Source organism: Rhodoferax sp. RT5P35, assembly GCF_056521385.1.
The window spans coordinates 1-1,191 of record NZ_JBWMAX010000232.1; the positions used below are offsets into that span (position 1 = coordinate 1).

General features: G+C 62.6%; 2 protein-coding genes. One reads left to right on the plus strand and one right to left on the minus strand.

Translation table 11 applies throughout. The features are described from left to right. Positions 1-155 precede the first annotated feature (155 nt). On the minus strand, positions 156-704 hold the full coding sequence (locus AC097L_RS25245) for a YceD family protein (protein WP_479589452.1): 549 nt from the start codon (positions 702-704) through the stop codon (positions 156-158). A 25-nt stretch (positions 705-729) separates the two neighbouring features. On the opposite strand from AC097L_RS25245, the gene AC097L_RS25250 reads away from it, so the two are divergent. Next, on the plus strand, positions 730-1,191 hold a 462-nt coding region (locus tag AC097L_RS25250; RefSeq protein ID WP_479589453.1), incomplete at its 3' end, for a Maf family protein.

The following is a 1,191-nucleotide window of genomic DNA, read 5'->3' on the forward strand; positions in this document are numbered from 1 at the left end:
GGCCATGGTCGGCTCCTAAGTAAATGCGTTTAAAGCTAAACGCTAAAAGATTGGACAATTCACGAGAGGCCACTCAACTTTGAAGTCAAAATGCTCAAAGCCTTTTCGCGCTAAGCCTTAGATTATAGCCCAAGGCATTGCAACTGCGCCAGCCCCTAGTCGGCACCCTCGCCACGCAGCTTGGCCAGCGCAGCAAAGGGGTGGGGTTTTTCGGACAACGCAGCCTCAAAAGCCGGGTCCACCACCTCCAGCGTCACCTCTACCGGGCATTCGTCGTGGCGCGGCACCAGGGGGATTTCCATCAGCAGCTCGTCTTCCACCAGGGTGGCCAGGTCGAATGCGGGGTCGAGTGCCAGGATGTCTTCTTCGGACTCGTCGTCTAGCGCAGCAGCGGTTTCTTCGTCGGCCACAAAGCGGAACGAACGGTCTACCGCCAAGGGAATCTCCACCGGGGTCAGGCAGCGCTGGCAGGTCATGGGCAAGCAGGTATCGGCCTGGATGTGCAGCCAGATTTCCGCCTCGCCGCTGGACACAGGGCGGAGCTCGCCCTGGGCGCTCCAGTTCACAGTCAAATCGGCCGCTGGCGCTGATGCTTCCTGCATAAGACGCTCATATTTTGGTAGCAGATCCTGGGCGGAGCGGGTGCCTGCCGCTTGCGCAAAGGCGCGCACGTCCAGGGGGGTGGAAGCAATCTCGGTATTCATGGGCACAGTGTAAGAGAATCCCGGGATGCATTCCCCCTTGCCCTCCCCTCCCCCCCGTGCCCTGGTACTCGGCTCGACTTCGCGCTACCGACACGAGCTGCTGCAACGCCTGCGCATCCCCTTTGAAGTGGCCGCGCCAGACGTGGATGAAACCCCGCTGACCGGTGAATCGCCCCGCGATCTGGCCCTGCGCCTGTCGCTGGCCAAGGCCCGGGCCGTGGCCGCCCGCTTTCCGCAGGCCGTCGTCATTGGCTCCGACCAGGTGGCCGATTTACACGGCGAGCCGCTGGGCAAACCTGGCAACCACGCCAATGCCGTGGCGCAATTGCGCCGGATGCGCGGCCACACCGTGGTGTTCCAGACGGCGCTGTCGGTGGTTTGCCTGGACAGTGGCTTTGCACAAAGCGCGCTGGCCCCGGTGCAGGTGCGATTTCGCGAGCTCAGCGATGCCGAGATCGAAACCTATCTGCTCGCCGAGCAACCCTAC

Excerpts from the sequence above, each read along its gene's own strand:
- AC097L_RS25245 (WP_479589452.1), bottom strand. The coding sequence starts at position 704 with ATGAATACCGAGATTGCTTCCACCCCCCTGGACGTGCGCGCCTTTGCG.